The following is a 25,838-nucleotide window of genomic DNA, read 5'->3' on the forward strand; positions in this document are numbered from 1 at the left end:
CCCGAAATTTTGTTCCACGTGGAACAAATCAAAAAATACTTGTAATGGTGCCTGTTTAAGAAGGCACGTGCAAATAAGCCGTTCGGCGACCGGATGGCGGCACCAATCAGACGCACATGGAGCATTGGCTTGATAGTCTATGAAAAAAAATACGATGTGATCGTGGTCGGGGCAGGGCACGCCGGTTGCGAGGCAGCCCTGTCAGCTGCCCGTATCGGGGTGTCGACCCTGTTGCTCACCATCAACCTCGACGCTATCGCCTTGATGTCCTGCAACCCGGCCATCGGCGGCCTTGCCAAAGGGCACTTGGTCAAGGAGATCGACGCTCTTGGTGGCGAGATGGGGCGCAACATCGATGCGACCGGGATCCAGTTCCGGGTGCTCAATACCCGCAAAGGTCCCGCGGTGCGTGCCTCGCGTGCCCAGGCGGACAAACAGCAGTACCGCCTCCGTATGAAGACCGTGCTGGAACAGCAGGACAACCTCGATCTTAAGCAGGTCGAAGTAACGGCGCTGCACCTGGATGGCGGCGCGGTTGCTGGCGTCGACACCCGCGGCGGGGTCCGCTTCCTTGGCAAGACCGTGATCCTCACCACCGGCACCTTTATGCGCGGTTTGATCCACATAGGATTGGTGCATTACCCGGGCGGCAGGGCAGGGGACCTTCCTTCGGTGGGCCTCTCCGAGCGCCTGGTGGACTACGGTTTCGACGTGGGGAGACTGAAAACCGGGACCCCGGCACGTCTGGACAGCAGGACTATCGACTTCAACAAGCTGGAGCCGCAGTTCGGCGACGAGCGTCCTGTGCCGTTTTCCTTCTCCACGGAGAAGATCGAGCAGCCGCAGGTTCCCTGCCACATCGCCTACACCAACGAAAAGAGCCACGAGATCATCCGCGGCGGCCTGGACCGCTCGCCACTCTACGCCGGGATCATCGAGGGTATTGGACCGCGCTACTGCCCGTCCATCGAGGACAAGGTGGTGCGCTTCCCTGAGAAGGAACGCCACCAGACCTTTATCGAGCCCGAGGGGCGCGACACCGTCGAGGTCTACCCCTCCGGCATGTCCACCTCGCTCCCCATCGACATCCAATGGGCCTTTTACCGCTCCATCGAAGGGCTCGAGCGGGTGGAAATCATGCGCCCCGCCTACGCGATCGAGTACGATTACGTGAACCCGATCCAGCTGCACGCCTCGCTGGAAACCAAGCTGGTGCCCAACCTCTACCACGCGGGGCAGATCAACGGCACCTCCGGGTACGAGGAGGCCGCCGCCCAGGGGCTCATGGCAGGTATCAACGCGGCCTTGCAGGTAAAAGGAAAAGAGCCGCTGGTGCTGGGACGACACGAGGCCTATATCGGCGTAATGATCGACGATCTGGTTACCCTGGGGACCAAGGAGCCCTACCGCATGTTCACCTCGCGCGCCGAATACCGGCTGCTTTTGCGCGAGGACAACGCCGATTTGCGGCTGCGCGAAAAGGGACACGAGGTTGGCCTGGTGCCGGAAGAGACGTATAACGGGTTCCTGGTAAAGAAAGAGTGCATCGAGAATGAACTGGTGAAGCTCTCCAGGGAACGCCTGACCCCTTCGGCTGCCGGCGAAGAGCTGCTTGCAGAGTGGGACCTGGTGGGAATGCAGAATGCCATCAGCTACGAACAGCTGCTGCGCCGACCGGAATTCACCTGCGAAGACCTCTCCCGGATCTATCCGGAGATCATGGAGCTCCCTGAAGCGGTGCGGGAACAGCTGGGAATCCAGATCAAGTATCAGGGCTACATCAACAGGCAGCTCGAGCAGGTGGACCGCGCGGTAAAGCTGGAGAGCGCGAAGATTCCCGCTGACATGGATTACCTGTCCATTCCCGGGCTCTCGACCGAGGTGCGCGAGAAACTGGACCGCTTCCGCCCTGACACCTTGGGCCAGGCTTCCCGCATCCCGGGCATAACGCCTGCCGGCATCACCATCCTCTCCATCGCACTGAAGGCGAGGGGGGCACGATGAATCAACGCGCCAAAGATCTCTTAATTTCCGGAGCACGTGAACTCGGGATCGAGATTACCAAGGAGCAGGCTCAGCGCCTGGACCAGTTCGCGGAAGAGCTCAAGAAGTGGAACAAGAAGATCAACCTCACCGCCATCACCGATGACGACGGGATTGCGCTGAAACATCTGGTCGATTCGCTGAGTCTCCTGAAGGTGGTACGAGGCCCGGGCAAGATGCTCGATATCGGTTCAGGGGGGGGCTTTCCCTGCATTCCGGTCCAGGTGGTGGCGCCCGACCTTGAGGTGGTGTCGGTCGACGCAGTGGTGAAAAAGATCAGCTTCCAGAAGCAGGCGGTGCGTCTGCTCAACCTGGCGAACTTCACCGCGCTGCACGTCCGGGCAGAAACCCTCGCCGCAAGCTATCCCGAAACTTTTCATTGGATCGTCTCGCGCGCTTTTTCCGATCTCCCCTCATTTGTGACGATGGCCCTACCTCTCATGAGAACTGACGGTCGCATCGTCGCCATGAAGGGACGCAACGCTGCCGAGGAAGTCGAGGAAGCAGCGGAGACCCTCGAACGCCTCGGTGTGCTGGTCGAAAGAATAGAGAAATTTAATCTACCTGGTTCGGACGAGGCGCGCGCACTCATTGTGATGCGGAAAAACGTTTAATATTTTCTAATGTGTTGTAAAACGCACGAAATGGTCGATTTTAACGATTCTTGTCTCTCATGAAGGTTGCGGGCTGTCTCGGGTGGAGAAGGCCGCTAAAAATGCCTAAAATGGCCGCCTAAATTTTAGGCAAATTGACCGGGCAAACCCCGTTGGAAGGAATCGAGAGAGGCAACTCAGCCGACAGCACATTTGCATCCTCCACTGTGTTGCGGAACATGAATTTTTGTATTTCCAAAACTCTGAATGGGTGCTGTGAATTACTTAATGCTGTGCGGTTGATTGCACAGCCGGTTAAGTCTATCACACAGGTAGACAGTAATTTTGAGGGAGTGGGTGAGTTTGAACCGACTTCAGGGGACATCGGAACGGGGTAGGGAGAACGAATCGAAGGTGAGAGAGGCCTTTTCAAACTTCGGTTTCGCCGGTGCAAACCCTCTAACTCCCGGAGCATTAATTTTGACTTTTGCCTCGGTTATATGTTAGAAGTAAAAACTTTTTTTGTTTACGGTTGGTTTTTCACATAGATTCACAAGGGGGAAAAAGGGTCATGCATCATTTCCAGTACAAAGGTGACGAGCTGTTTGCGGAAGAAGTTGCGGTAAAGGACATCGTGGCGAAGGTTGGCAGCCCGGTCTACATCTACTCGCAGGCCACGCTGGAGCGTCACTTCAAGGCCATGGACAGCGCCTTCGCAGCTACGCCTCACACCATCTGCTACTCGGTAAAGGCAAACTCGAACCTGGCCGTGCTGAAGACCTTCATCAACCTGGGCGGCGGCGTGGACATCGTCTCCGGCGGCGAGCTCTTTCGTGCGCTGCAGGCCGGCGTGGACCCGAAGAAAGTAGTCTACTCCGGCGTGGGCAAGCGTGACGACGAAATCGCCTACGCCCTGGAGACCGGGATCCTCATGTTCAACGTGGAATCCGAGCTGGAGCTCGACCGCCTGAACGAGGTAGCCGGCCGCATTGGCAAGAAAGCCGGCATCGCCATCCGCGTCAACCCGGACGTCGATCCTGAGACCCACCCGTACATCACCACCGGCCTCAAAAAGGCCAAATTCGGTATCAATATCGAGCGCGCCCTCGAGCAGTACGGCCGCGCCAAAGAAATGGCCAACATCGAGATCCTCGGGATCGACTGCCACATCGGCAGCCAGCTCACCAAGGTCTCGCCGTTCGTCGACGCGATCAAGAAGCTCAAGCGCCTCCTGACGGGGATGCAGGACATGGGTATCCAGGTGAAATATCTCGACTTGGGCGGTGGCTTGGGAATCCAGTACAACGATGAAGCTCCGCCGCTGCCGGCAGATTACGGCACCTCTATCCTCGCGGAGACCAAAGACCTCGGACTACACCTGCTGTTCGAGCCTGGGAGGAACCTGGTGGGAAATGCCGGCATTCTGGTCGGTACCTGCCTCTACACTAAAAAGGGCGAGGAGAAGAACTTCGTCATCGTCGATGCCGGCATGAACGACCTGGCCCGCCCGGCGCTCTACGGCTCCTTCCACGGCGTCGCACCGGTCCGCAAGGACCAGGACGGCAGCATCGTGGGCGACATCGTCGGCCCGATCTGCGAGTCCGGCGACTTCCTCGTGAAAGAGCGCGAATTCCCGAACTTCAAGCAGGGCGACCAGATCGCCTTCCTCTCCGCCGGAGCCTACGGCTTCACCATGAGCAGCAACTACAACAGCCGCCCCCGCGTGGCTGAAGTGATGGTGAAAGGGGACAAGTTCGAGGTGATTCGCGAGCGCGAGAAGGTCGAGGATCTGGTGCGCGGCGAGAGTATCCCGAGCTTCCTGTAGAGGCTGAGGGGAGCCGACATCGGCAACCAGTCAAACGTTCTACCTACACGATACACAAGAGGCACCACAAGGAGGTAGCCCATGTTCCAAGGAAGCATCGTAGCCATCGTCACCCCGTTCAACAACGGCGCGGTAGACGAGGAAAAACTGCGGGAACTCGTGGAATTCCAGATCGAAAACGGGACCGACGCCATCGTGCCCTGCGGCACCACCGGCGAGTCTTCAACCCTTGACTATGAAGAGCACGACCGGGTCATCAAGATCGTGGTCGAGCAGGTAAAAAAACGCGTTCCGGTCATCGCCGGCACCGGTTCGAATTCGACCCGCGAGGCGATCGAGATCACCCAGCATGCCAAGGAGTTGGGTGCCGACGGAGCACTCCTGGTCACCCCGTACTACAACAAACCGTCGCAGGAAGGGCTCTTCCAGCACTACACCGCGGTAGCCGACGCCGTAGCCCTGCCGCAGGTGCTCTACAACGTCCCGGGCCGCACCGGCGTGAACCTCCTGCCGGAAACCGTGGCGCGCCTCTCCAAGCACGCCAACATCGTCGCCATCAAGGAGGCCACCGGCTCGCTGCAGCAGGCTTCCGAGGTGCTTGCCCTCTGCGGCGACAACCTGACCGTGCTCTCGGGCGACGACTTCATCACCTTGCCCATGATGGCCTGCGGCGCCAAAGGCGTCATCTCGGTGACCGCCAACATCATGCCCAAAGAAGTGGCTGCCCTGGTGGACGCCTTCAACGCGGGGAACCTGGAGGAGGCCAAGCGCCTGCACCTGCACCTCTTGAAGATCTCCAACGCCATGTTCATCGAGACCAACCCGGTACCGGTGAAGACCGCGGTCTCCCTGATGGGCAAGTGCCGCGACGAGGTGCGTCTGCCGCTGGCCCCGCTGGTCGAGGCGAACCGCGCCAAGCTGACCGCGATCATGAAGGAATACGGGCTCGTCTAAGGAGTTGATATGATTAAGATAGCAGTTTGCGGCGCGGCCGGCCGCATGGGCGGGCGCATCATCGCCGCCATCAACGAGACCGAGGGCGTGGAACTTTCCGGCGCCCTGGATCGTCCCGGCCACCCCATGGTGGGGCAGGACGCCGGCTACAACGCGGGCCTTGGTGCCATCGGCGTCCCCATCAGCGACGACCTGAACGCCGTCGTTGCCGGTTGCGACGTGCTGATCGACTTCACCACTCCGAAGGTATCGCTCAAAAACCTGGAAGTCTGCGCGCTGCACAAGAAGGCCATTGTGATCGGCTCGACCGGGTTCACCCCCGAGGAGCGCGCACTGGCGGCCGAACTCGCCCGGGAGATCCCGGCCGTGATCGCGCCGAACATGTCGGTTGGGGTCAACGTCTGCTTCAAGGTGCTGGCCGACGTCGCCAAGATCCTGGGCGAGGACTTCGACGTGGAGATCGTCGAGGCGCACCACAAGATGAAGAAGGACTCCCCCTCCGGCACCGCCGTCCGCATGGGCGAGGTGGTGGCGAATGCGCTGGGGCGCGACTACAACAAGGTCGCCAACTTCCACCGTGAGGGGATCTGCGGCGAGCGCACCCACGAAGAGATCGGCATGCAGACCATCCGCGGCGGCGATATCGTGGGCGAGCACACCGTGTACTTCATCGGCATGGGCGAGCGCGTCGAGCTCACCCACCGCGCCCACACCCGCGACATGTTCTCGCGCGGCTCCGTGCGCGCCGCCAAGTGGGTGGCAACCGCAAAGCCGGGCGTCTGGGACATGCAGGACGTCCTCGGCCTGAGATAAATCCACGCAATTCATGGCTTTCCTGGGACCTTCGCGGTCCCGGGGGATCCACGAGTCCTCCGCAAACCTGAACTGAAACTACTGTATTGCTCGTTACAAGGAGTGGTGCCACATGGCAAAAATCAACGATAACTACCTGAAACTTAAAGCCGGGTACCTGTTCCCGGAGATCGGGCGCCGGGTGCGCGGCTTCGCAGCAGCCCACCCGGAGGCCAAGGTGATCCGTCTGGGGATCGGCGACGTGACCCAACCGCTCACCCCGACCATCCTGAAGGCGTTCCACGATGCGGTGGACGACCTGGCTCAGGCCAGCAGCTTCATGGGCTACGGCCCGGAGCAGGGCTACGACTTCCTCATCGAGGCGATCATCGAGAAGTCCTATAAGCCCCTGGGGGTCGAGCTGAAGAACACCGAGATGTTCATCTCCGACGGCTCCAAGTGCGACTGCGCCAATATCCTGGATATCTTTGCCCTGGATAACACCGTGGCCATCGGCGACCCGGTCTACCCGGTCTACAACGACACCAACGTGATGATCGGGCGCACCGGCGAGGCCGACGAGAAAGGGTACTACCAGGGTCTGGTCTACCTCCCCTGCACCGAGGAGAACGGCTTCATGCCGGCCTTCCCGAGCCAGAAGGTGGACATGATCTACCTCTGCTTTCCGAACAATCCGACGGGTGCTGTCGCCACCAAGGAGCAGCTCAAAGGGTGGGTGGACTACGCCCTCGCCAACGACTCCATCATCCTCTTCGACGCGGCCTACGAGGCGTTCATCACCGATCCCTCGATCCCGCACTCCATCTACGAGATCGAAGGGGCCAAGAAATGCGCCATCGAGTTCCGCTCCTTCTCCAAGACCGCCGGCTTCACCGGCGTGCGCTGCGGCCTGGTCGTGGTGCCCGAGGAACTGGAAGGGACCACCTCCACGGGCGAGAAGTACAGCTTCAACAAGCTTTGGCTGCGTCGTCAGACCACCAAGTTCAACGGTGCCTCCTACCCGGTGCAGAAGGCTGCCGCCGCGGTCTACTCCGAAGAGGGGTGGAAAGAGACCAAAGAGAACATCGACTACTACATGGAGAACGCCCGCATCATCCGCGAGGGCCTTTCAGGGGCAGGGCTCACCGTGTACGGCGGCGTGAACGGCCCCTACATTTGGCTTAAGACCCCGGTCGGGCTCTCCTCCTGGGACTTCTTCGACAAGCTTTTGACCGAGTGCCACGTGGTCGGTACCCCGGGGAGCGGCTTTGGCCCCTCCGGCGAGGGCTTCTTCCGGCTCTCCGCCTTCGGCAACCGCGACAACGTCATCGAGGCGGTGGAGCGCATCAAGAAGAACCTGAAGTAGTCTCGGCGCAAGAGGCTAGGCAAAAAGAGAGGGCGTCCCCAAGCGGGGGGCGCCCTTTTTGTTTGTTGCTGATCTGGTTGTCGGGTGCGGCGGGCGCTGAACCCGAGGCTAGTGCCCTATGAGCCGCATCAGCTCGCGGTCGAAGGCGGGAAGGTCTTCTGGCTGGCGCGAGGTCACCAGTTGGCCGTCGACCACCACCTCGCTGTCCTCGTACTGCGCTCCGGCTTCTTTGAGTTCCGGCGTGACCGACTGGTAGCAGGTGGCGCGCTTGCCGCGCAAAAGACCAGCGGAAACGAGGATCTGCGGCCCGTGGCAGATGGCGGCCACCGGTTTATTGTCGGCGAAAAAGGACCGGGCGATTTGCTGGACGGTCTGGTCGTCACGGATGGCGGCCGGAGCCTTGCCGCCGGGAAGCAGCAGCAGGCCGTACTCGCCGGGGACCACGTCCTTGAACACCTTGTCCACCGGCACCTCATAGCCGTGCTTTCCTTTGATGCTCTCCCGGCTCAAAGAAGCCACCTCGACGGTGTGCCCCGCCTCGCGCAGCCGGTACAACGGAACCAACAGCTCGGTATCTTCGAAGTCGTTTGCACTGAGAATCAGGACTTTCATCGTTCCTCCTCGTGGTCCGGGTTGCCCCGGGCCTGGTAAAGGTTGCGGCAGGGGCGCCTGTCGGTTCCCCGCCAGGCACCATAAGTGCAAAATTTGCCGCAGCTAATTGTACCAGTTTTCCCAAAAGGGGGCGGGACAAAATGAGGAGAGGTGTGGTGGATTACCGTGTGCCTGGCTGAGAAGCCGGGGAAAAGCGGGGAGGGGAGCAAGGAGGGGTAGGGTGAAGCCGGCAGCCTGGCAGGGTGCAGGCCTTACTTCTTGACGCCGCCCGGGGCCTCAACCGTCAGCACCGCGAACCCGGAGCGTGGATCCCAACGGTACCCCTTACCGCTCCAGATCGCCTCGATGGTCTTCCAGTCCAGCCCGATCCCCTTCATGTCTTCGCAGACGTAGTAGGCCGGCATGATCTCGTCGTCGTCGATCCTGCCGTCGCCGTTGCTGTCGGCCCAGTGGTAGGCACCGACCGTAATGCTGGCGCTCCCGGCAACGGCCTCGGTGCGGTTGGACTCTCCATCGTGCAGGACGATCTCGCCGCGCAGGTTGCCTGATTTTCCGGTCGGCAGGTTTGCCGGGAGCCGCACGGTGTACGAGACGGTGACCGAGCCCTGGCCGGCCGGGACCAGCCACTTTACGCTGGAGCCGTCGGGGTCGACGGCGGCGTTGCCGGGCTGGGCGCTGACCAGGTGCCACCCAGGCGGCAGGTGCTCTTTCAGGATGAAACCGTAATTTCTTTCGGCACTCCTGGGGATCTTGATCTGGACGGGAACCACCTCACCCGGAGCGGCAAAATGCGGCGCCCAGCGCACCGCCTTGGGAGTGACGACCTGGAGCCTGCTGGTCAGGAAGACCACCAGTGCAAGAACCGGGATCAGGGACAAGACCAGAAGGGTCCAGCGCCTGGGCTTCGCGGTGTCGACGCCCTCCGCACCCTCCGAATCGGGCTCCGGTTCCTCCTGGCGCAGGATCTCTTCGAGCTCGACCTCCAGCGCGCCGGCCAGTTTCTCGGCGTTGTCCCGCTTGATGCTCGGGTAGCGGTTGTTCTCCCAGCGCGAGATGGTGTCGGTGGTGACCCCCACCACGTTCGCGACGTAGAGCTGGGTCAGCTTCTTGCTCTCGCGTACCGTCCTGGCGCGCCCGCCGTCGATGGCGACACTGGGGAGAACGTTTTTATCGGTTTTTGCGGGGTCCTGCGCCATGAAGAGCTTTCCTCGTGAGGTTCCGGGTGGTTACCGGATGCAGCGCCTGTGATTCCGGGTGCCTGGGAACCCGACATCGGGTCGCATTGCTATAGATGTCGATACCGGCTCGGGGTGCACCATGGTAACTATTAGCACAACTTCGGACCAAAAATCCAAACGCAAAGGAGACGCACCCATGAAAAGAGCAATCGCCGCCGCAGCACTCACCCTGATGACCGCAACCGTGGCACTGGCAGCTGACGTCATCACCCTCCCCGCCAAAAACGGCAACATCACCTTCAACCACAAGATGCATCAGGAGAAGGTCGCCAACTGTAAGGCCTGCCACGAGAAGGCCCCCGGCAAGATCGAAGGGTTCGGCAAAGACTGGGCCCACAAGACCTGCAAAGGGTGCCACGCCGATAAGGGTGCCGGTCCCACCAAGTGCTCCGAGTGCCACAAGAAGTAAGGCGCGACGCCTTCCCGGCGTTGCGCAGGAAAAAGGCGGTCCCCGGCGGGGCCGCCTTTTGTTGTTAGAGCGCAGCAAATCGGCCTCTAATGGGAAAACGGAGGCCGATCCATGTCTCTCCCTGGGGGAGGCTAAAAAAGGGCCTCCAGTCGGTCAAAATCGAGCCGTTCTTCGGCAAGCTTGCGCACCAGGTCGAGCTTCTCGGTATCCTCGGCGGTGATCTTTGAGATGTCTTCGGTGATGATCCGGTACAGCTCGGCGGTAGAGTGCCGCTGGGTGCGCAGGTAGGGGATGTTGCTCCGGTCCAGGATCAGCTGGGTGATGGTGCTCACCGGAACGATCCCCGGGATCACCAGCCCGCAGAGCTGGGAGCGGTACTCGGGCATCTGGTACAGGTTCGCCAGGGTGACCAGGAGCTCGTCCCGGCTGCTGGTCACCACAAGCAGGCTCGAGTCCCGTAGCATCTCGGTCACCCGCTGCGTCGAGGCGGCGCCGATCTGCACGTGCTGGATGATCCGGCTCACCTCGCGGCGGTTGCCGTGCAGCGGCAGGTCGAGCAGGCGCGAAACCCGGCGCAGGGTAGGGTTGGCGAGCACCGGCTGGTAGTCGAACCCGCCGAAGACACTGAAGGGCTGGTCGGCGAGGGCGCGGGTGATGTAGTCGAGGGTCGTGGCCCGCTTGTCGGCGTACAGCTTGTTGGTCAAAACCGCACGCACCTGCGCCCCTTCCAGCTGGAACAGCGCGATGTTCATGAAGATGGTGTCGATCACGTTCCCCACGCCGCCACCGGTCACCATGAGCACCGGGGCGTCGAGCAGGCGCGCGATCCGGGCGTTGGAGAGTTTGAGCACCGAGCCGACCCCGGGGTGGCCGGACCCTTCGATGATGATGAAGTCGCATTTCTTCTCAAGCTCGGCGTAGCTCGCCAGGATGCGCTCCTCGAGTTCGGCGCAGGAGATCTCCCCGTCGATCACCTTGCGGGTGGTGTCGGGGTAGACCACCACCGGCGACATGTGGCGCAGATCCTTGATGAGATCGAACACCTGCGCGATGAGCGCGGCATCCTTGTCGACGGCGTGCCCCCGCAGGGTGGTCGGCTTGGGGCCCAGCGGCTTCATGAAACCGACCCGGCCGTATTTCTTCTGTGCCAGGTGCAAAAGCGAGACGCTCACCGTGGTCTTGCCGATGTTCTGCCCCGATGCCGCGATGAAGATTTTCTTGGCCATAGCACGTGGTCCTCGAGCACCCGGTGGGCCCACCGTCCCGGGAGATTGGGCTGCGTATACAAAATCCCGCTCATAATCGTACGGCAGCTGGCAGAAGTCAAGCGGCTTTGGGAGAGGGGAAAGAGGAGCCCGGCCCTCGAGACCCTTGTCTCGCCGCCCCGCTCTGAGGTACCATCTACTCATGAAACCAGAGAATATCCACGAGCGCCTGGTGTACTACACCGAGGCAGAAGAGCTCTTGAACCGCTGCACGCACGGGCTCGGCGTAATCTTGAGCATCATCGGGGTGAGCGCCCTGATCTCCCTTGCCCTGCAGGCGAACGACGGCTACCGCCTGGCCAGCAGCTGCATCTACGGCGGCGCGCTGCTCACCTTCTACAGCCTCTCCACCGCCTATCACAGCGTCCGCAAACCCTACCTGCGCTACATCTTCCGCATCCTGGACCACGCGAGCATCTACCTCATGATAGCGGGCAGCTACACGCCCTTCACCCTGGTCACCCTGCGCGGGCCCTGGGGGTGGTCCCTGTTCGGGGTAGTCTGGGGGCTGGGGACCGTGGGCGCGGTCCTGAAGATTTTCACCGTCCACCGGATGCGCGTCATCGGGCCGTTGCTCTACATCGCCCTGGGGTGGAGCGTCATCGTCGCCTTGAAGCCGCTCTCCGCCGCCATTGCGGCCAACGGGCTCCTGCTGCTTTTTGCCGGGGGCGCGGCCTACACCATCGGAGTCCTCTTTTATCTCTGGGAGCGCCTCCCCTACAACCATGCCATCTGGCACGTCTTCGTGCTGATCGGCAGTGCCTGCCATTTCGGCGCGATCTTCTACTACGTGACCCCGCGCAGCTGAACCCCGCCCCGCCACCCCGCCTCACGGGAACCACCCTCACGGAAAGAATTCCTACAACCACTGGCTGTGGTGCGAGCGTCGCAGTGGGACAGTGGCAGAGGAAAAAATTAAAAATAAAATTTTTGCTAATCAAAAAGTTCAAATTGTGCTATAGCTGTCTCTGCTGGGCTATTCTCGCCGCACATCTGCCTTCGGAGGTGCTCGTGTAGCGGATTGACAGTCCTTGCCCTCGTCGTCCCACGTTCATTTCAGCGATTTGCTTCTGGGCCCAGCTTTTGTGCGCGTCATTTGAGAGAATTGCGGGGGTGCGTAGACCCCGGGACGGGCTTGGGCTGCGGTTCCGGGGACTAGAGGGAGAGCGCCATGGTTTGGGAAGCACGAGAGAAAAGTCCAAAGCTTGTACTGCTGTTGACCCCGCTCCTGCCGGCCGGGGCGGCGCTGTCCCGCGTCCTGTGCCACGGCGCCCTCGGTTCGATCAGTCCCTTTCTTACCTTTTATCCTGCGGTAGTACTTGCGGCACTGCTGGCCGGCTTCCCGGGGGGGCTGCTCGCGACGGCGCTTTCCGCCTGGCTCGCCACCTACCAGTGGAGCGCCCAATCGGGAGCCTCCTTCAGCGTGACGAGCGTGGACCGGCTGGAGACCGCGGTCTTTTTGGCCAGCGGTATCTTCCTCTCCCTCCTGGTCGAGGTGATGCTGAGGGCGCGGGCCCGTGCCGAAAAGGCCGAGGTGCGCGCGCGGTGCGCGGCCGAGCGCGAGCAGGCGGCGCTGGCGATCCAGCGGGAGCGCAACTTCCTGCGCCAGGTGATCGACGCCGCCCCGGGCAACATCTTCGTACTGGATGCCGCCGGAGAGCTCTGCCTGGTGAACGAGGCCATGGCGCGCTTCCACGGCACCACAGTGAAGGAGATGGAAGGGAGATCGATCCTCGAGTACCTGAAAGGGCCCCAGGAGATCACCGAGCGTCTTTGCGGAGAGAACCGCGAGGCCATCGCCGGGAAGATCGTCAACTCCGAGGCGAGCTTCACCGACGCGGGGGGGAGGCTGCACCACTTCGAGTCGGTGAAGTCCCCGGTCTACGAGGAAGATGGCTCCTGTGACAAGCTCTTGGTGGTCTCCAACGACGTGACCGAACGGCGCCAGGCCGAGCAGGCGCTGAAGCAGAACCAGGAGCTGCTGAACTCGATCATCTCGGGGATCCCGGATGCGATCTACGTAAAGGACACCGCCGGAAAATACCTGCTGGTCAACAACGCAGCGGAGCGGTTCATCGGCAAGCGGGCCGCGGAACTCCTGGGGTGCTGCGACCGCGACGTGTTCGCGCGCCAGGAAGTGCCGGCGATCCTCAGGGAGAACCGCGTCGGCCACGACCCCGCAGAGGTGGAGCTCTTCGAGGACACCATGACCGACGCCCAAGGGGTGCGGCGCGCCTTCCTCACCACCCAGGGGCCGCTCTACGACGCGCAGGGGAATCTCACCGGGAGCTTCGGCATCGCCCGGGATGTGACCGAGCAGAAACTGGCCGAGGAGGAGTTCCACAAGCTCAACGAGGAACTGGACAAGCGGGTGGCCGAGCGTACCGAGCAGCTGGAGCTGGCGATGAAGGAACAGGAGTCCTTCAGCTACTCGGTCTCCCACGACCTCAGAAGCCCGCTGCGTCACCTAAACAGCTACGCGGCGATCCTTAAAGAGGAGCACAGCGCCAACATAAGCCGGGAAGGGCGGGAGCTTCTCGACCGTATCTGCAAGGCGAGCAGCAAGATGGGAAAACTCATCGACGATCTTTTGGAACTGGCCCGTACCAGCCGCGCCCCCCTCAACGAGGAGTCGATCGACCTGTCGCGCATCGCCACCATAAGTAGCCTCATGCTGCGGCAAAGCGACAAGGCGCGCCGGGTCGAGTTCCTCATCGCGGAAGGGATCCAGGTTCTGGGGGACAAGACGCTGATGCGCATCGTCATGGACAACCTGCTCAGTAACGCCTGGAAGTACACGGTGCAGGAGAAGGTCGCTCTCATAGAGGTGGGGATGGAGCTCATGGACGGCCAGGAGGTGTTCTACGTAAGCGACAACGGTACCGGCTTCGACATGCAGTACAAGGACAAGCTGTTCGGGCCGTTCCAGCGCCTGCATGGTGCGGAGTTCGAGGGTAACGGCATCGGCCTGGCAACGGTGAAGCGGGCCATCGAGCGGCACGGCGGGACCATCTGGGCGGAAGGGGAGGTGGGGAACGGCGCGACCTTCTACTTCACCCTGGGGAGGGAAGCGCTCACCTACCCGCCGCAACTCAGGCAGAACAGCGCGTTCAACTAGCAAGGAGCGCTGGGTCGGAACCAAAAAAAAGGCGAAAGCTGCGAGCTTTCGCCTTTTTGCGTGTGCTGCCAAAGGGGCGACGCTACTTCACGTGGCACTCACTGCACTTGGTGGGACCCTTGTTCTTGTCGGCGTGGCACCCCTTGCAGGTCTTGTGGGCCCAGTCTTTCCCGAGGGTCGGAATCTTGCCGCCTTTCTCGTTCTCGTGGCAGGTGGTGCAGGCCATCATGTCCTGGTGTTTCTTGTGCGGGAAGGTGACGTTGCCGTTTTTCGCCGGCAGGGTGACGACGGTGTTGTCGGCGCCGAGGGCAAGACTGCTCGAGAAGAGGGACAGGGCGCAGGCTGCGAGGATCCACTTTTTCATGATTGTTCTCCTTTACGCAATTGTATTAGAAAAAACCCCGTAAATAGTACCGTGTTATTGCGGTTGTGCAACGCTTCGGCGGGTAAATTCGCCGGACTTTCATTGATTTGGGCCCTGCGCGGGCGGGGTGTGACGGCAGCGGCTCGGGCGCAATCAGCTTGACAAGGTGACCGGAGAAGGCGGAAAGTAGCGCTGACCTTTCCCCCTCCCCGGACACCTGCTGGACCACCACCTGCGAGATACGCTGCCACGTGAAACCTGCCCTGGAACTCTTCGAACCACCACTCATCGCCCTCTCACTGGGGGAGTTCGCCGTCCCGGTACCGAAAAACGGGCACCTGGAGAACCTGGCGGGCTTTGGGGCCGCCGCCGAGGGGCTGGAGATCCACCAGCGGGTGCAGCGCCGGCGGGCCAAGGCCGACCCGGGCTACCAGTGCGAGGTCCCGGTGAGCCGGGAGTTCGCGTCCCAGGGGTACCGGTTCCTGATCAAGGGGCGCCAGGACGGCGTCTTCCCGGGCAATCCCCCGCGCATCGAAGAGATCAAGACCAGCTTCAACATCCACGAGCTCTCCCGCCGCCTCGCCGGGGACCCCGAGCACCCCTACTGCCTGCAGCTGAAAAGCTACGGCTACTTCCACTTCCTGGAAAAGGGGGAGATCCCGGAACTCTCCTTTCACCTGGTCTCCACCCGCAACGGCAAGAGCCTCGATCTGCGGGTCGAGCTGGACCCGGCAGAGTACGAGCTGTGGCTGGCGCGGCGCCTGGAGGCCCTGGTTCTGGAGGCGGCCCAGGTACAGCGTCGGGTGGGACGGCGCCGCAAGCTCGCGGGTACCCTGTGCTTCCCCTTCGCCGATCCGCGTCCTGGCCAGCGCGAGCTGATCGCCTGTGTCGAGCGGGGACTGGTCCAGAAAAAGCCGCAGCTGGTCCAGGCCCCGACCGGTCTGGGGAAGACCGTCGGGGTGCTCTACCCGGTGCTCAAGGAGGCCCTGGGGCGCGGACAGCAGGTCATCTACGTCACCCCGAAAAACAGCCAGCACGGGGTCGCCGAGGACGCCGTGGAGCGCTTCCGGGGCGCGGGCGCTGCGCTTAAGTCCCTCACCATCACCGCGAAGCACAAGATCTGCCTCAAGGACGAGCCCCTGTGCCACCCCGAGCTGTGCGAGTTTGCCCGTGAGTACTACGACAAGCTGGCGCGCTCCGGGGTGGTCGAGGTCCTCGCCCGGAAAAAGAAGCTGAAAGCCCGCCACTTCAGGTCGCTGGGCGAGGAGCACGAGGTCTGCCCGTTCGAGTTGCAGCTTGCGGTGCTCCCGGAGGCGGACCTGGTCATCTGCGACTACAACTACGTCTTCGCCCCCCGTTCCGCACTGGGCCGGGTGACCGCGCTTACCGTCGGCCAGCGCGGCAAGCCGAGCCTGGTCGTCGACGAGGCGCACAACCTCCCGTCCCGCGCGATGGACTACTACTCGCCGCAGCTCTCGGCGCAGCTTCTGGAATCCTGGCGCCCGGGGCTTGCGGGGGTGGCGCGCCCCTTCGGGGGCAAGGCCGTGGAACTTCTGGAGGGGTGCCTGGAGACCATCGCCCGGAGCCGGGAAGGGGAGGGGAGCCGCCCCCGGGCGATCCAGCCGCCGGTGCGGGCTTTTTCCGACCAGGAGGCGCGCATCGCCCAGGTGCTCTCGCGCTACCGGGAGTCCAGCCTGGAGATCGCCGGCGGCGACCCGCTTCTGGCCCTGGCCCGCTACTGGTCCGAGTTCACCGGGACGCTCGAGCTGGTGCGGGACGCCGCGGGCCGGGAGTTCTGCACCACCTTCCACCCGGCCGAAGGGGGCGTCCTCAAGATCATCTGCTGCGATGCCGGCCCGCAGCTTGCCGGCTGCTATGCTGGTTTCGAGCAGGTGGTCGGGTTCTCGGCGACCCTGAAGCCGTTCGACTACTACGCCCGGCTCTCGGGCCTTGACCCGGCGCAGGTCCTCACCGAGGAGTTCCAGAGCCCCTTCCCTCCGGAGCGACGCAAGCTCATGATCATCCCGCAGATCTCCACCCGTTACAGCGAGAGGGAGCGCAACTACGGCAAGATCGCCGACGCCCTGGAGCGGATGGTGGCCCTGAAGCGTGGCAACTACTTCGCCTTTTTCCCGAGCTTCGGCTTCCTGGAACGAGTCGCCCAGCTGTTCCGGGCGCCGCAGGGGGTCGCGGTGCGCTGCCAGGAGCGCAAGATGGGCGCGGCGCGGGTGGAGGCGCTCCTCGAGGAGCTGCGCGACCCTCACGCCGCCACCGTGGTCTTTGCCGTGCAGGGGGGCTCCTTCTCCGAGGGGGTCGACTACCGGGGAGAGATGGCGATCGGCGCCTTCGTGGTCGGCCCCCCGCTCCCCACCTACGACCTGGAGCGCGAGCTGATGCGGGAGTACTACCAGCGCCGCTTCGGCCAGGGGTTCGAGTACGCCTACGCCATTCCCGCCATGGCCAAGGCGGTGCAGGCCGCGGGGCGGGTGATCCGCTCCGAGACCGACCGCGGCATCATCGTGCTCATGGACGGCCGCTTCCTGGAGCCCGGTTTCAGCTCGGCGCTGCCGCTCGACTGGTACGAAGACCAGGCAAACGAACTGGTTTCCACGGCGATACTCAAGGATCTCAGCGACTTCTGGGATCGCTGCACCCAAGGGGATGCCGCGCCTGCCGCTTCTGGGCTGCCGGCGCCTTCTGCCCCCCCGCGGTGAGCTGTGGCTCCGGACCGGACGGTGCAGGCCGAGGCGCCGCTTCCGGTAGGATTCCCCTCCCTTTAAAACCCTCCCCACTCCCCCCCGCTGGCTCGAACGGCCTGTCATGAAATAAATATAATCTAATGATAACTACAGCTTTCGCGAATCTTCACCGATAACCTGAACAGCAGATTCCAGAAATCTAATCAGGCCATCGGCTGCATCGAGAGCATCATGACCAAAACACCTAAGGAGTCCGGACCCGTGCGGGGTGGCGGAGCCATCGCCAATCTGCTGGTCCAGGAAGGGGTGATCAGCGAGGAGCAGTTGGGCTACGCCCGCCGGGTACGCGCGAAGCTCGTCTCCAACAAGACCCTCCTGGATGTGCTGCAGGAACTGGGGTACGTCGCGCCGGGCCAGGTGGCGGCCACCCTGCGCAAGAACAGCCTCTCCATCAGGATCGGCGATTTCCTCATCGAGCTCGGGCATATCCGGGAGAGCGACCTGACCGCCGCGCTCAACCTCCAGAAAGAGGGGGTCGAGCGCAAGATGCTCGGCGACATCTTCATCGAAAACGGCTTCATCGACGAGCGCAAGTTCATCGAGGTGCTCTCCTTCCAGCTCGGCTTCCCGGTGGAAGAGCTGGAGTTCCGCAAGCTGGACCGCAAGCTTATCGCCAAGGCCCCCTTCTCCACCTACCGCGAACTGCAGTTCCTCCCGATCGCCGCCGAGGAGGGCGGGGTCAGCGTGGTGTTCGCCAACCCGCTCGAGCAGCGCTCCCGCAGCGCCGCGGAGGGGCTCTTCGGCCGGGACCTGAAGCCGGCCATCGCCAGCCGCAAGTCGCTGCTGACCGCCATCGCCAACGCGGAGCGGAGTGCCGGGACCGACGAGGGGATCCCCGACGAGAGCACCGTGGTCGGGACGATCAACAAGCTCTTCGACGACGCCATCACCGAGGAGGTGAGCGACATCCACATCGAGCCGCTCAAGGACCGGCTCCGGATCCGCTTCCGCCACGACGGCATCATGGTCCCGCACCAGGAGCTTCCGCTGGAGATCGCGCCGCAGCTTACCTCGCGCATTAAGGTGATGGCGCAGGCGGACATCGCCGAAAGGCGCCGCCACCAGGACGGGCGCATCCTCTACGACAGCCGCCAGCACGGCTTCACGCTCGACCTCAGGGTCTCCTTCTTCATCACCATCTTCGGGGAGAAGATCGTCCTGCGGCTTTTGAGTAAGAAAAAGGCGATCCTCGAGATCGGCCAGATCGGCATGGCGCCCAACATGCTGGACCGCTTCATCGGCGAGGCGCTCGACACCCCGAGCGGGGTCATGATCATCACCGGACCGACCGGCAGCGGCAAGACCTCCACGCTCTACGGCTGCCTGGGGTACCTGAACAACCCGAACACCAGCATCATCACCGCCGAGGAGCCGGTCGAGTTCGTCATCGAGGGGGTCTCGCAGTGCTCGATCAACCCGAAGATCGGGGTGACCTTCGAGGAGACGCTGCGCCACATCGTGCGCCAGGACCCGGACATCATCGTCCTTGGGGAGATCCGCGACGCCTTCTCGGCGGAGACCGCCATCCAGGCGGCACTCACCGGGCACAAGGTGCTCACCACCTTCCACACCGAGGACTCCATCGGCGGGCTGTTGCGCCTGATGAACATGCAGATCGAGGCGTTCCTGATCTCCTCCACGGTGGTCTCGGTGGTCGCGCAGCGGCTCTTGCGGCTGGTCTGCAACGACTGTGCGGAGCCGTACCTGCCGACGCCCATCGAGTACACCAAGCTCGGGTACACGGCAAAGGACCTGGGGAGTGCGCGCTTCCGGCTCGGCAGGGGGTGTAAGAAGTGCCGGTTTACCGGCTATAGGGGGCGGTTGGCGATCTTCGAGGTGCTGATCATGAACGAGGAGGTGAAAGAGGCGATCATGCAACGCCGGTCCTCCTCCGAGATCCGCAGGCTTTCCATCGAGACCTCGGGGATGGTGTCGCTCTTCGAGGACGGACTGGTGAAGGCGGCCAACGGGCTGGTCTCCATCCAGGAGGTGCTGCGCGACCTGCCGCGCATCGGCCGCCCCCGCCCGTTGACAGAATTGAAGAGGATTCTCGGCAGTTAGGCCGTAACAAAAGCGGCCGCGAAGGATAGATGAATCATGGCTGAAGAACGTTCCATAGTCGATCACATAAAGGGCCAGCTCGCCGGCGGGACCACCAGCGTACCGGTGTTCCACGCGGTGGCGCTCAAGCTCCAGCAGGTGCTCTCCCGCCCCGACTTCCGCCTCGAAGAGGTGAACCGGCTGATCAGTGCGGATCCCGGTCTGGTGAGCCAGGTGCTCAGGGTCGCCAACTCCTCGTACTACGCCGGGCTCAGCAAGGTAGGCACCATGCACGAGGCGATCGTGCGGCTCGGTTCCCGGGAAGTGGCCAGCATCGCCATGCTGGCGACCCAGCAGGACCAGTACCGCTCCGAGGACCCACGCTTCAACGCGATGATGCAGGTCCTCTGGAAGCACGCCTTCTGCTGCGCGGTGGGGAGCAAGTGGCTCGCGCAGCGGACCGGCTACGACATGATGGTCCAGGAGGCGTTTCTGGCCGGGCTGTTACACGACATCGGCAACCTCTTCCTGTTGAAGGTGATGGAGCAGATCGGCAAGGCGCAAAAGCTGCCGGGGGGGCAGAACCAGGCCATCATCAGCGAGGTGCTGGCCAGCATGCACGTCGAGCAGGGATACCAGCTGTTGCAGGCCTGGCACCTGCCGGAGGCCTACTGCGCCGTGGTCGCCGGGCACGAGGCGGAGCCGTGGGACCAGGGAAATCCCCTGCTGGCTTTGGTCCGCCTGGCGGACCAAAGCTGCAAGAAGCTGGGGATCGGGATGCACAAGGACCCGTCGCTGCACCTCTTCGGAAGCGCCGAGGCGCAGGCGCTGGGGTTAAAGGAGATCGCCCTGGCCGAGCTGGAGATCGTTTTGGAGGACGCCCTGAAAAATCCGATGTAGCGCCGGGCTCCTGCGCCTTGGTAGGCGGAACGCCCTGTCACGGTGGCCGCGTCCGCGGCGTCCTGGGTGGCAGCCGGTCAAAGAAGCACCCAGGGGATCGCCACTCTGCGGGATCACTTCCAGCTCCGGTACGGGGAGCTGACCAGGCTGGCGTTCGAGTAGCGCCGGTCGTCGCTCACTTCGGGACCCGCCCAACCGGGAAGCTCCACCTCCTGGTCCTCGGATTCAAGCTCGACCTCCGCCAAAACGAGCCCCTCGTTGTCTCCGGAAAAGACATCGATCTCCCAGGTGAGCCCGGCGTGAGCCACCTCGTAGCGCACCTTTTCGATCAGCGGGTGCAGGCAGAGGTCGGCGAGCAGTTCCTCGGCATCCGCAACCGGGATGGGGTACTCGAATTCCGGGGCCGAAATGCCGATCCGCTCCCCCTTGATGGTGAGCACCGCCTGGGGCCCCTTCACCCTGACCCGGACCACGCGGCCGCGCTCGGTGCTCAAGTACCCCTGACGGTACGCGGTTCCCTGGTTCGCCGCGCCGCGCCACGAATCGTCCTTCACCAGGAACTTCCGTTCGATCTCCTGTGCCATCCGGCACCTCCCTTTCTTGAGCTGGTAATCGGCTAACTAGCTGTGATAAGATGTAAAAGTAACAAGTGGCGTCAAATAGGACCTGCTTTATCTTTTTTGCTTGACGAGCAGCACCGGAAAAGGTAAAGTCCATCCAACGCCACCTTTACGAAAGGAGATTACGCCGATGTGGACCGCTAGATTCCGTATTCGTCCTGTTTCGCACTGCAAGGAAGGTTGCAGTATGTAGCCCGTCAAATCAATTGACGGGCGGCGCAAGTTAACCCGAAGCCCCCGTACCACACGGGGGCTTTTTGCGTTTGGGCGGCAGAGCAGGAGGCAGCGCCCCGGCCTTCGAGCCGGCGCTGCCATCATCGAGGAGGAGCACATGAAGATAGCACTCATCACCGGCGGCAGCCGCGGCCTTGGCCGCAACATCGCGCTGCACCTGGCCCAAAAGGGTATCGACGTCATCCTCACCTACCACAGCAGGGAAGCAGAGGCGCAGAACGCGGTGCGGCAGATCGGGGAGCTGGGGCGCAAGGCGGTGGCCCTGCAGCTCGACGTGGCAAAGCATAAGAGCTACCCGGAGTTCGCCGGGCAGGTCAAAAAGGTCCTGGTCGAGAGCTGGCAGCGGGATGACTTCGACTACCTGGTGAACAACGCCGGTTTCGGCGTCTGGGCCCCTTTCATGGAGACCACCGAGGAGCAGTTCGACCAGCTGGTCGACGTGCACCTGAAGGCGGCATTTTTCCTCTCCCAGAAACTGCTCCCCATCATGAAAAACGGGGGGAGCATCGTGAACATCTCCTCGGGGCTCGCCCGCTTCTCGCTCCCCGGCTACTCGGCCTACGGCTCCCTGAAGGCCGCCATGGACGCCCTGAGCCGCTACCTGGCAGTGGAACTCGGCGGGCGGCAGATCAGGGTGAATTCCCTCGCCCCCGGCGCCATCGAGACGGACTTCGGCGGCGGCGTGGTGCGCGACAACCCGGAAGTGAACGCCGGGATCGCGGCGCAGACCGCCCTTGGGAGGGTCGGGCTGCCCGACGACATCGGCGGGGCCGTGGCGGCGCTGCTCTCCGAGGACAGCAGGTGGATCAACGGCCAGCGCATCGAGGCCTCCGGGGGGATCCACCTCTAGCGCGCGGCCTCGAGGTGCCGGACCGCTTGCCTAAAAGCTCAGCCTTCCCCTCCACCCGGGTTCCAACAGGTGGACGGGAAGGCTGAACTGTTTCTCCCTTTCCGTTTTTTTCCGGCGGGTGCTAGGGCTTAAGCCGGGCCAGGTCCAGCACCGCGGCCGTCGCGGCGCGGCAGACCCGTGCGGCGAAGTCGAGGTTCAGGGTGGCGAGCGTGTCGCTCGGCTCGTGGTAGTGCGGGCTGCGGAAGTTGGTGGTGTCGGTCAGCATGAGCGCCGGGTAGCCGTGGTCCCAGAACGGGGCATGGTCCGAGCGCCGGGTATCCCGGAACATCTCGCCGTTTCCCGGCACCACCAGATGCAGGCAGGGAAGCTCGATTCCCGGGGCTTGGGCTGCGGCCAGGTAGACCCCCGAGAGTTCGCGCGAGCGCTCGTTGGCGACCACCGCGATGAAATCGCCCACTTCGGGGACCTTGGCCGGCAGGCCGGGGGGCGCCTGCTGCACCAGGTCGGGACCGGCGAAGCCGATCGATTCCAAAACCAGCACCCCCTCGATCTGCCACCCTTCGCGCGCCGCCAGTTCGGCCAGGGCCTTGCTCCCCAAGAGACCGGTGCCGTGGTCGCCGGTGGTCTGGTTCTCCTCGAGGCAGACCGCGATGAACTGCAGCGTCCGCTCGAAGGAGAGCCCGGCCAGGCGGCGGGCCATCTCGAGCAGCCCGGCCGTGCCGGAGGCGTTGTCGTCGGCTCCCGGCGAGTTCGCCACGGTGTCGTAGTGCGCCACCACCAGGACCCGCTCCTCGGGGCGGCCGGTCCCCGGCAGGGTCGCCACGATGTTGCGGAACATCCGGTCGTGGGCCGGGAAGAGCTGCTCCTTTACCTGGTACCCCAGGACAGCCAGCTCGCGGGCGGCGAAGTCTGCCGCCTGTTCCAGGGCCTCCGGCGCCGCCAGCGGGTGCCGCACCCCTTCCAACGCCTCGATGTGCTTCCCTATCCGCTCGCCCCACCCCGCGGGCGCGAGAATTTCCTGCCTCATGTACTCCCTCCTCGAAACGGCCCGCAGCCGGGCCGGGAAATTACCAGACGTAATCCTTGGCGAGCTCCCGCTTGTCCTTGCCGAACAGCACGTGGAACACCCTGAGTTTCTTGAGCGTCACCGGAGAGAGGCTCCCCAGCGGCAGGTAGATGACCCGCTTGCCGATCCGGCCGGCGTACTGCTTCAGGTAGCTCCTGGGGGGGCGTGCCGCCACGTAGACCACGTCCTTTTCCAGCGCGTAGTCGAGCGCCGCCAAAAGGAGCACCTCCGCCTTGGTGAAGTCTCCGCGGTAGTCGGGATCGCTCCAGACGTCGTAGATGCGGCGCGGCGGGTAGCTCAAAAGGAAACCGCCGTACTCGCAGCGCGAGATGCCGGGGCCCACGATGTGGTCGGTGGGCGGGGTGGCGAAGAAGGCCATGTCGGACTCCTGCTCGTGCTCCCCAAGCCAGGTCATGCAGTAGGGGAAGCGCTCGGCGCCGGCGTCCTCGTCGAAGATCACCACCACGCACCCCACACCGCCGCGCAGCCGCCGGTTCTCCCGGACGTAGATCTTCCCCTCGTGCAGGTTCCTGAGCGTCTCGCGCATGTCGATACCGTCCAGCATCGAGGTGGAGAACGGCTCGCTGCGCCCCTGCTCCTCGCTCAGCTGCAGGACCCCCAGGCGCTTCAGGTTGCGCCCGTACTCCTCGATGGCCAGATCTTCGGGGGGGTAGGAGCAGATCGAGGGGTCGTCGAACCCTTCGAGCCACTCGCCGGGGGCGCGCTCCTTTTTCCGGTTCAGCATCTTTACCAGCGAGCGCCCCTTGCCGCGCTGCTGCTCCTTGGGGCGGAAGCGGATGCGCCGGGTGGCGGACCAGAGGTCGGCGGCGGATAGCCTTATGGTGGGGAGGTCGCTCGCCTCGCGCTGCCAGGGGTAGTGCGAGGCCAGACGGTAAAAGGCATAGGCGAAGTTGTCGTCCAGGCACCCCCGGGCGGCGGCGAGCATCTGGAACAGGTCCGGGAGGAGCCGGCGCGTCAAGAGCGCGTAGTTGCGGGCGAACCGGAAGAAGGCGCGCATCTGCCAGCGCTCTACCCGGTCGCCGGTCTCCTGGCTGTAGTGGCGGGCCGCCTCAAGAAAGAGCCGCAGCATGACCTTCTGGCGGTCCGGCAGCTCCCCTTCCGGGCCCAGACGGCGCGCGCTGCGCTGCACGGATTCGGCAAGCACCACCTCTTCGCGGATCTCGCGCTTCCCTCCGTTTATGAGTTCGAAGGCGTGGAAGCTCTTGCGCAGCGAGGCGCCCCCTTGGGCTGGCTCCGGCGGCAGCGGGGCGCGCCGGGTCTCGTAGAGGGCGCTTAAGAAGGGGTACTCGGCGAGAACCTCCTGGCAGCACTCGGGGTGCAGGTTGGCGATCTCCACCCCCTCGCGCCGGGCTCGCACCAAGGGCTGGGCCAGGGGCTTCCCGTAGAGCTCGCGGATCCGCTCCAGGTGGGCCATGCCGCAGAGGAAGAGGATTCGGGAGTGCTCGCGGGAGAGCTGCTGGAGCCGGAAGGCCATCGCCTGTTCGCGGCGCAGGTCCTCCTCCGCCGGGAGGATCTCCCGGTAGCGTGCGGCGACCTCGCGGTAAAAGGGGGCGAGCCCGATGCGCTGCACGGCGTAGGAATCGGGGAGCGGTTCGTCGTGGGCGGGGTAGGCGTCCAGGTCGGCGTCGACCAGAAAGAGGGGGATCTCCTGCTCCAGGGCGAGGCGGCCCCCCTCCACCAGCGGGTCGGCCGGCTCGATGATCAGGTAGACGCTCTGTTCCTGGGCCGGGTAGGAGAGTACCGAGAGTTCGGGGAGGCGCCGCACCGCGCGCCGGAAGGGGGATTCCAGGGTGCTGGGAAGCTCCAGCGCGATGCAGTCGGGGTGAAGCGCCTGGACCGCCTCGCGCACCAGGTGGGCGAACTCCATGCGGTAGTGCAGGACGGGGAGGGCGTGGACCGGCCCGAAGGTTTCCAGGTGCAAGAGCTCGGACATGGAGCGCTCCGGGTTACTTGAGATAGCGGAGCGCCTCGTCGCCCAGGATGCGGGAGACCGCCAGCGGCAGGAGCTCGCGCGGGTCCTTGAGGGTCGCGGTCATCATCTTCAGGGCGTAGCGGGCGATGTTGATCCCGTCGCGCACCGAGTAGGGCTCGTCGGCGGCGTGTCCGCGCTGCAGGAAATCCACCACGTAGGAGAGGATGGCGTTGCTCGCGAAGGGGAGGTTCTCCTTCAGGATGGCGAGTTCCTCGTCGGCCTGCGGGAAGTCGATGTAGAGCTGGGGCTGCAGGCGGGAGTGGATGTACTCGGGGACCTCGAAGGTGGAGGAGTCCTCGTTCATGGTGACCACGATGCGGAAGTCCGGGTGGGCCTTCACCCGCAACCCGGTGATGATCGACTCCACGTAGCGCCGGTCGTCCAAAAGGGGGGCAAGCGAGGCCCAGGCCTTCTCGCTCATCCGGTTCCCCTCGTCGAGGATCAGGACGCCCCCCTGGAGCATGGCGGATACCAGCGAGGAGGCGGCGTACTGAATGGCGCCGGTTGGGCCGATGACCGGGGTGATGATCAGGTCCTCGGGGCGGGTGTCCATGGTGGCCTGGAAGAGGTAGACCGGGCGGCCGAGCCTTTTCGCCGCGGCGTAGCCCAGGGTGGTCTTGCCGACCCCCGGCTTGCCGATCAGGCGCGGGTTGAAGGGGAGGTCGCGCTCGTCGATCACCATCCAGGCCGCCAGAAGCTGCCGGAGGATCTCCTCGTCGCCCACCCAGTTCAGCGGCAACTCGATGGGGTTCGCCAGGGTGAGCGCGATGCCGTCTAAGGTGATGGTCTGCATTATG

Annotated in this window: 21 protein-coding genes; 13 read left to right on the forward strand and 8 right to left on the reverse strand. The window is 63.6% G+C overall.

Features of this window, described 5'->3' with window-relative positions; translation table 11 throughout:
• The first annotated feature begins 123 nt into the window (after window positions 1-123).
• The 6 genes from mnmG (at window position 124) to GMST_RS05670 (ending at window position 7,573) form a co-directional block, all read left to right on the forward strand.
• The gene (mnmG, locus tag GMST_RS05645) at window positions 124-2,004 is read left to right on the forward strand and encodes a tRNA uridine-5-carboxymethylaminomethyl(34) synthesis enzyme MnmG (RefSeq protein ID WP_183353793.1); all 1,881 of its coding nucleotides are present in this window, start codon (window positions 124-126) and stop codon (window positions 2,002-2,004) included.
• Window positions 2,001-2,657 (forward strand): 16S rRNA (guanine(527)-N(7))-methyltransferase RsmG, encoded by a 657-nt coding sequence (gene rsmG / locus GMST_RS05650; protein ID WP_183353655.1) that lies wholly within the window; start codon window positions 2,001-2,003, stop codon window positions 2,655-2,657. The genes mnmG and rsmG overlap by 4 nt, the downstream gene beginning before the upstream one ends.
• A gap of 550 nt (window positions 2,658-3,207) precedes the next feature.
• Window positions 3,208-4,461, forward strand: coding sequence for a diaminopimelate decarboxylase (lysA, locus tag GMST_RS05655; protein WP_183353656.1), 1,254 nt, complete (start codon window positions 3,208-3,210; stop codon window positions 4,459-4,461).
• A gap of 81 nt (window positions 4,462-4,542) precedes the next feature.
• The gene (gene dapA / locus GMST_RS05660) at window positions 4,543-5,415 is read left to right on the forward strand and encodes a 4-hydroxy-tetrahydrodipicolinate synthase (protein ID WP_183353657.1); all 873 of its coding nucleotides are present in this window, start codon (window positions 4,543-4,545) and stop codon (window positions 5,413-5,415) included.
• A gap of 9 nt (window positions 5,416-5,424) precedes the next feature.
• On the forward strand, window positions 5,425-6,228 hold the full coding sequence (dapB, locus tag GMST_RS05665; protein ID WP_183353658.1) for a 4-hydroxy-tetrahydrodipicolinate reductase: 804 nt from the start codon (window positions 5,425-5,427) through the stop codon (window positions 6,226-6,228).
• Window positions 6,229-6,340: 112 nt separating this feature from the next.
• On the forward strand, window positions 6,341-7,573 hold the full coding sequence (locus tag GMST_RS05670) for an LL-diaminopimelate aminotransferase (protein WP_183353659.1): 1,233 nt from the start codon (window positions 6,341-6,343) through the stop codon (window positions 7,571-7,573).
• A 108-nt stretch (window positions 7,574-7,681) separates the two neighbouring features.
• On the opposite strand, the gene GMST_RS05675 is transcribed toward GMST_RS05670, so the two are convergent.
• Window positions 7,682-8,185 carry a type 1 glutamine amidotransferase domain-containing protein gene (locus GMST_RS05675; RefSeq protein WP_183353660.1) on the reverse strand — a complete coding sequence of 168 codons (504 nt, stop codon included), beginning with the start codon at window positions 8,183-8,185 and terminating at the stop codon, window positions 7,682-7,684.
• Between the two features lie 251 nt (window positions 8,186-8,436).
• On the reverse strand, window positions 8,437-9,381 hold the full coding sequence (locus tag GMST_RS05680) for a helix-turn-helix domain-containing protein (RefSeq protein ID WP_183353661.1): 945 nt from the start codon (window positions 9,379-9,381) through the stop codon (window positions 8,437-8,439).
• Window positions 9,382-9,559: 178 nt separating this feature from the next.
• Between GMST_RS05680 and GMST_RS05685 the strand changes: the two genes are divergently transcribed.
• Entirely contained in the window at window positions 9,560-9,832 is a 273-nt protein-coding gene (locus tag GMST_RS05685) for a cytochrome c7 (RefSeq protein WP_183353662.1), read from the forward strand.
• Window positions 9,833-9,963: 131 nt separating this feature from the next.
• Here the strand turns inward: GMST_RS05685 and GMST_RS05690 are convergent, their stop codons facing one another.
• Window positions 9,964-11,058 (reverse strand): phosphotransacetylase family protein, encoded by a 1,095-nt coding sequence (locus tag GMST_RS05690; RefSeq protein ID WP_183353663.1) that lies wholly within the window; start codon window positions 11,056-11,058, stop codon window positions 9,964-9,966.
• Between the two features lie 181 nt (window positions 11,059-11,239).
• Here GMST_RS05690 and trhA point away from each other — a divergent pair, with 181 nt between their 5' ends.
• Together trhA and GMST_RS05700 are read left to right on the forward strand one after the other, a co-directional pair.
• Window positions 11,240-11,905 (forward strand): PAQR family membrane homeostasis protein TrhA, encoded by a 666-nt coding sequence (gene trhA, locus GMST_RS05695; protein WP_183353664.1) that lies wholly within the window; start codon window positions 11,240-11,242, stop codon window positions 11,903-11,905.
• Window positions 11,906-12,268: 363 nt separating this feature from the next.
• Window positions 12,269-14,215, forward strand: a complete 1,947-nt coding sequence (locus GMST_RS05700; RefSeq protein WP_183353665.1) for a PAS domain-containing protein — start codon at window positions 12,269-12,271, stop codon at window positions 14,213-14,215.
• An 82-nt stretch (window positions 14,216-14,297) separates the two neighbouring features.
• Here the strand turns inward: GMST_RS05700 and GMST_RS05705 are convergent, their stop codons facing one another.
• Window positions 14,298-14,579, reverse strand: coding sequence for a cytochrome c7 (locus GMST_RS05705; protein WP_183353666.1), 282 nt, complete (start codon window positions 14,577-14,579; stop codon window positions 14,298-14,300).
• A gap of 251 nt (window positions 14,580-14,830) precedes the next feature.
• Here GMST_RS05705 and GMST_RS05710 point away from each other — a divergent pair, with 251 nt between their 5' ends.
• From GMST_RS05710 to GMST_RS05720, 3 genes are all read left to right on the forward strand, one after another.
• Window positions 14,831-17,293, forward strand: a complete 2,463-nt coding sequence (locus GMST_RS05710; RefSeq protein ID WP_246399193.1) for an ATP-dependent DNA helicase — start codon at window positions 14,831-14,833, stop codon at window positions 17,291-17,293.
• 216 nt (window positions 17,294-17,509) lie between these two features.
• On the forward strand, window positions 17,510-19,399 hold the full coding sequence (locus GMST_RS05715) for a GspE/PulE family protein (RefSeq protein ID WP_183353667.1): 1,890 nt from the start codon (window positions 17,510-17,512) through the stop codon (window positions 19,397-19,399).
• Between the two features lie 36 nt (window positions 19,400-19,435).
• On the forward strand, window positions 19,436-20,278 hold the full coding sequence (locus tag GMST_RS05720; RefSeq protein WP_183353668.1) for an HDOD domain-containing protein: 843 nt from the start codon (window positions 19,436-19,438) through the stop codon (window positions 20,276-20,278).
• 113 nt (window positions 20,279-20,391) lie between these two features.
• Here the strand turns inward: GMST_RS05720 and GMST_RS05725 are convergent, their stop codons facing one another.
• Window positions 20,392-20,862, reverse strand: coding sequence for a CYTH domain-containing protein (locus GMST_RS05725; protein WP_183353669.1), 471 nt, complete (start codon window positions 20,860-20,862; stop codon window positions 20,392-20,394).
• 367 nt (window positions 20,863-21,229) lie between these two features.
• Here GMST_RS05725 and GMST_RS05730 point away from each other — a divergent pair, with 367 nt between their 5' ends.
• Window positions 21,230-21,982 carry an SDR family NAD(P)-dependent oxidoreductase gene (locus tag GMST_RS05730; RefSeq protein WP_183353670.1) on the forward strand — a complete coding sequence of 251 codons (753 nt, stop codon included), beginning with the start codon at window positions 21,230-21,232 and terminating at the stop codon, window positions 21,980-21,982.
• A gap of 121 nt (window positions 21,983-22,103) precedes the next feature.
• On the opposite strand, the gene GMST_RS05735 is transcribed toward GMST_RS05730, so the two are convergent.
• Genes GMST_RS05735 through GMST_RS05745 form a run of 3 tightly spaced genes read right to left on the reverse strand, consistent with a single transcriptional unit; the run spans window position 22,104 to window position 25,834 of the window.
• On the reverse strand, window positions 22,104-23,009 hold the full coding sequence (locus GMST_RS05735) for a M28 family peptidase (RefSeq protein ID WP_183353671.1): 906 nt from the start codon (window positions 23,007-23,009) through the stop codon (window positions 22,104-22,106).
• 40 nt (window positions 23,010-23,049) lie between these two features.
• Window positions 23,050-25,002: a hypothetical protein gene (locus GMST_RS05740; protein WP_183353672.1), complete on the reverse strand. Its 1,953-nt coding sequence runs from the start codon at window positions 25,000-25,002 to the stop codon at window positions 23,050-23,052.
• 13 nt (window positions 25,003-25,015) lie between these two features.
• Window positions 25,016-25,834 carry an AAA family ATPase gene (locus tag GMST_RS05745; RefSeq protein WP_183353673.1) on the reverse strand — a complete coding sequence of 273 codons (819 nt, stop codon included), beginning with the start codon at window positions 25,832-25,834 and terminating at the stop codon, window positions 25,016-25,018.
• Window positions 25,835-25,838 lie beyond the last annotated feature (4 nt).

It is taken from the genome of Geomonas silvestris, assembly GCF_014193515.1.
Classification (GTDB): domain Bacteria; phylum Desulfobacterota; class Desulfuromonadia; order Geobacterales; family Geobacteraceae; genus Geomonas; species Geomonas silvestris.